Annotated in this window: 3 protein-coding genes; 2 read left to right on the forward strand and 1 reads right to left on the reverse strand. The window is 61.8% G+C overall.

Annotated features, from left to right (window positions below; translation table 11 throughout):
* The coding region (locus AC5JJ6_RS41225) for an ABC transporter transmembrane domain-containing protein (protein ID WP_496047613.1) at positions 1 to 2,532 on the forward strand (2,532 nt) is incomplete at its 5' end.
* A 27-nt stretch (positions 2,533 to 2,559) separates the two neighbouring features.
* Here the strand turns inward: AC5JJ6_RS41225 and pncB are convergent.
* Positions 2,560 to 3,888: a nicotinate phosphoribosyltransferase gene (gene pncB, locus AC5JJ6_RS41230; RefSeq protein WP_496047614.1), complete on the reverse strand. Its 1,329-nt coding sequence runs from the start codon at positions 3,886 to 3,888 to the stop codon at positions 2,560 to 2,562.
* Positions 3,889 to 4,046: 158 nt separating this feature from the next.
* Here pncB and AC5JJ6_RS41235 point away from each other — a divergent pair, with 158 nt between their 5' ends.
* On the forward strand, positions 4,047 to 4,871 hold the full coding sequence (locus AC5JJ6_RS41235; protein WP_496047615.1) for an SIR2 family protein: 825 nt from the start codon (positions 4,047 to 4,049) through the stop codon (positions 4,869 to 4,871).
* The last annotated feature ends 101 nt before the right edge of the window (positions 4,872 to 4,972 follow it).

The following is a 4,972-nucleotide window of genomic DNA, read 5'->3' on the forward strand; positions in this document are numbered from 1 at the left end:
GGCGAGATGGGAGCCCTGCCCCGCCGGACCCCGCGCGGCATCCAGACCTATACCGCCCGCGCCGTGACCGACGCGACCGTGCTGGTGATCTATCAGCAGACGGTCGAGCGCATCCTCAACCTCAACCCCGAACTCCAGCAGCGGCTGATCCAGCGCGCCCGCGACGTCGAGCAGCTGGAAGCCGACGAGATCGCGTCGCGCAAGCGCGCGGAGGGCGTCGATCTCCGCATCAAGCTGGCGGAGGGACTGAGCGAGGATGAGTTCCGCGCGACCTCGAAGGTCAAGGAGACCACCAAGCTCGCCGTCGTCCGCCAGAACACCCAGGCCGACGCGGCGGCGGCCTGCCTTGCCATGGTGATGGGGTTCTACGGCCGCAAGTTCACGCTAGGCCAGATGCAGGAGGTCACCGGCCTCAACACCGACGAGACGACGCCCGACGCGATCATCCGGGGCGCCGAGACGCTGGGCTTCCGCGCCAAGGGCTACTCGATCCCCTATGCCAGCCTGAAGACCGTGAGATTGCCCGCGATCCTCGGGTGGCAGGGCTACCACTGGATCGTCCTGCTCAAGGTCTCCGACAAGGAGGTCGAGATCGCCGACCCGGCAGGCGGCATCCGCAAGGTCAAGCGCGACGAGTTCCTGACGTCGTGGACTTCGGCCGATGTCGCCGGCGTGGTCGACAAGCGGCCCGACTGCGGCGTGATGATAGCATTGGAGCCGACGGTCAAGTTCGAGAAGGAGGAGGACGCCAAGTCCTCCATCCGCCACTTCGTCAACTACATCCTGCCGTACAAGAAATACTACGGCGAGGCGGTGCTTGCCGCCGTCGTCATCAACGTGTTGGGTCTGGCCTCGCCGCTGTTCGTCCAGACGATCGTGGACAACGTGGTCGTCCACCACGATGTCGGTCTGCTCAACATGATGCTGGGCGGCATGGTGCTGGTCGCGGTGCTGACCACCGCCATGTCCGTCGTGCAGAGCCTGCTGCTGGCCCACACCACGTCGCGGCTGGACATGCGGCTGATGTCGGAATTCTACCGGCATGTGCTGAGCCTGCCGATGGACTTCTTCCTGACCAAGAACAAGGGCGAAATCCTCGCCCGCTTCGGCGAGAACCAGAAGATCCGCGCCATCCTGACCGGCTCGACCATCACCGTGCTGATGAACACGCTGATGATCGTGCTGTATTTCCTGATGATGTTCGCCTACTCGGTGCCGCTCAGCCTGATCGTGGTGTTCTTCATCCCGATCTATATCGGCATCGTCGTGTATTTCACGCCCAAGATCAAAGCCATCGCCCAGGAAATCTTCATCACCAACGCCCAGTCCCAGTCCTACCTGATCGAATCCATGAACGGGATCGAGGCGCTGAAGGCGACCAGCAACGAGTATTTCGCCCGCGCCCGCTGGGAAAACGCCTTCGTCGAGAACGTCAACCGCAGCTTCCGCCAGCAGAAGCTGAGCCTGATGTCGAACAGCCTGTTCAAGCTGGCGACCCTGGCGTCCAGCATCGCCGTGCTGTGGATCGGCGCCAATCAGGTGATGAACAGCGAAATGAGCATCGGCGAGCTGATGGGCTTCAACATGCTGATGGGCCTCGTCACCGGCCCGGTGACCCAGATGGTCAATCTGTGGAACGAGCTTCAGGAGGTCCGCATCGCCATCGACCGCGTCGGCGACGTGCTGAACGTCAAGTCGGAGCATGCGACGATCTCGAGCCCCGACAAGATCCAGACCCAGGTCCGCCAGCTCGAAGGCGAGATCAAGTTCGACAAGGTCAATTTCAGCTACAACACCAACGATCAGAAGCGGTCGGTGATGCACGGCTTCGACCTGACGATCTCGCCCGGCGAGCACGTCGCCTTCGTCGGCCCGTCCGGCTGCGGCAAGAGCACGATCGCCAAGATGGTCCTGGGCTTCTACAAGCCGACCTCCGGCGACCTGACGATCGACGGCAAGGACATCAGGACGATGGACCTGAACTCGCTCCGCCGGAACATCGGCGTGGTGCTTCAGGACACCTTCATCTTCGGCGGCACCGTGGCGGAGAACATAGCGCTGGGCGACCCGGAGCCGGACATGCAGGCGGTGCTGGAAGCGGCCAAGATGGCGGGGTCCGAAGACTTCATCATCAATTCCCCGCTAGGCTACCAGACCCGCATCGGCGAAAAGGGCATGGGCCTGTCGGGCGGCCAGCGCCAGCGCGTCGGCATCGCCCGTGCGCTCTACCGCCGTCCCAAGATCATGATCTTCGACGAGGCAACCAGCGCGCTCGACAACGAATCCGAGGCCCGCATCACCCAGGAATTGAAAAGCGTCCTGGTCAACCGCACCTCGATCACCATTGCCCACCGCCTGACCACCGTGATGGACAGCGACCGCATCTGCTTCATCCGCGACGGCAAGGTCCAGGAACAGGGCACGCACCAGCAGTTGACCGACAAGGAATTCCTGAAGGAAAACAACTACACGGGAATGTACTACCAGCTCGCCCGCACCCAGTTCGACCTGCCGGCGCTGGATCTGGGCTGAAGCACCGGAAGACAGAACGGTGGGCAGTCAAACGACGAGCGGCGCGTTCTCGACCCCCGCGGTGCCGAAGACGGCGCGATAGCGTTCGATCTCCTCCGGCGGTCCGGATGCCTTGAGATAGTTGTCGCTCAGCTTCACGGCCGGGCGTCCGTTGGCCGCCGTCACCTTGCAGACCAGCGAGATCGGGTCCAGTTCGCCGCGGCCCGAGGGATGGCAGTCCCGGAAATCGTTGGTCAGCAAAGTCCCCCAGCCATAGCCGTCGCGGACCCTACCGTGAAAATGCTTGTGCAGGGCGAGGATCTGCCCGACATCGAGGCCGTCCGAGAAAAGGACGCGCTTTTCGCAGGGATCGCAGCCGTGCGATTTCCACCACGCGATCGCTTCCTCGCCGGCGGCGAAAGGGTCCTTGCTGTCGATGCGGATGCCCGTCCATCGCTTGGCCCAATCGGGAGCGTCGCGCAGGAACTGGGTCGAGCCGTAGGTATCGGGAAGCATGACCAGCAGCGCTCCCGCATAGGTCTGCTGCCACCGATCCAGGACCGTGTACTGCGACTCCTTCAGCTCCGCGTCGGTCTTCGCCAAGGTGGCGAGGACCATTGGCAGCTCGTGCGCGTTCGTGCCGATCGCCTCGAAGCCGTGCTTGTGGGCGAAGAAGGCGTTGGAAGTGCCGAGGAAGGCTGGGCCGAGTTCTTCCGCCGCCGCCAGGATCGCCCATTCCTGCCATAGATGGCTGTGGCGCCTGCGGGTGCCGAAATCCGATATGCTCAGCCCCTCCACGCCGCGCAGCCGGTCGAGCTTGGCCCACAGCTTCGTCTTGGCAAGGGTATAGAGCTTGTCCAGCTCGTACTTGCTAAGCCGGTTGAGGCCGGTGCGGGCCGAAGGATCGCGCGACCGGCGGCCGCGGTTGCGCAGTTCGTTGATGATGGTAAGGGCGAAGATCTCCCACAGGGTCACGTCCACCCAGGACCCGGTGAAGGTCAGCTCGTACTGGCCGTCCTTCATCTCGCAGTGATAGTCCGGCAGCCGGTAACCCCGAAGGAACTCGATGAAGTCGGGATCGAACAGATCGCGCCGGCCGTAGAGCTTGTTGCCCGCCAGCCAGACCGTCTCGCTCTCCGTGAAGCCCAGGGAGCGGGTATGGTCGAGCTGGTCCTTCAGTTCCGCCCGATCGATGACGTCGGCGAGGCGGACGTTGCGCGTGCGGTTGATCAGGGAGAAGGTCACGGGAATGTCCGGATACCACTTCCAGACGAACTGGAGCATGAGCAGCTTGTAGACGTCGGTGTCCAGCAGGGACCGTATGACGGGATCGATGTTGAAGCTTTGATTATACGCTCTTGTCGCAAAATCGATCATGTCGCCGTTTCCCGCTGCTCAGGTCGAGGGAGTGTCCCGTGGCGCAGCTTCATTTCACTGGAGCGCTTCGACCAGGGAACGGAGTCGGAGCGGCCATGTTCCCGATCCATAAGATAGTGCTTATGCATTGCACCACTGAGTAGGACACGAACCCTTAGATGTCGGGATCTATCCAGGATCTGGCGGCTTCGATCAAGTCGCGCCGCGCGATTCTATTCGCCGGGGCGGGACTGTCGATCAGCGTGGGTTTGCCGCCCTGGCGCGAGCTGATCATCCGCATGGGCAGGGAGTTTGGCTTCGATGACGACATGCCGCTCAAGGACGGCCGTTTCGACTACCCGATCCTGGCCGAATATTTTCGTCTGAAGCAAGGCAGCATCGGCCCGTTGAGGAGTTGGATGGATCGCAACTGGTTCGTTTCGGAACAGAAGATCCGGGACTCGACCGTTCATCAGCTTATCGTCGAACTGGATTTTCCGATCATCTACACCACGAACTACGATCGGAACCTGGAGGTCGCCCATAACCTGCACCGCAAGGATTTCGTGAAGATCGTGAATACGCGCGACATCGCCACGATAAAGGAAGGCGTTACCCAGATCGTGAAATTCCATGGGGATTTCGACGACGACCAGTCCCTCGTCGTAACCGAAAGCGACTACCTGAACAGGCTGAGCTTCGACTCGCCTCTGGACATCAAATTCCGGGCCGATGCGCTTGGCAGGACGATCCTGTTTATCGGATACAGCATGCGCGACATGAACATCCGGCTTTTGCTGCACCGGCTCTGGCAGACATGGCATCACTCCGAGTACGAGAGGAACCGGCCGCAGTCCTTCGTCTTCATGATCAGCCCCAATCCGGTGGAGGAAGCGGTTTTAAGCAAGTGGGGCATTACGGTGCTGAGTGAGGAAGGTCCCAGCCCCGAGGAGTCGCTGCTGAAATTTCTGACTAAGCTGAAGCAGCATGTGGACATGGAATGAGACTTCGGTCCGCAAGCTGCCGAAGCCGCCGTTCATTCCGGCTCCGAATACCGCTCCTCGCTCCAGGGATCGCCCCGGTTATGGTAGCCCCGCACTTCCCA

It is taken from the genome of Skermanella sp. (assembly GCF_059503625.1).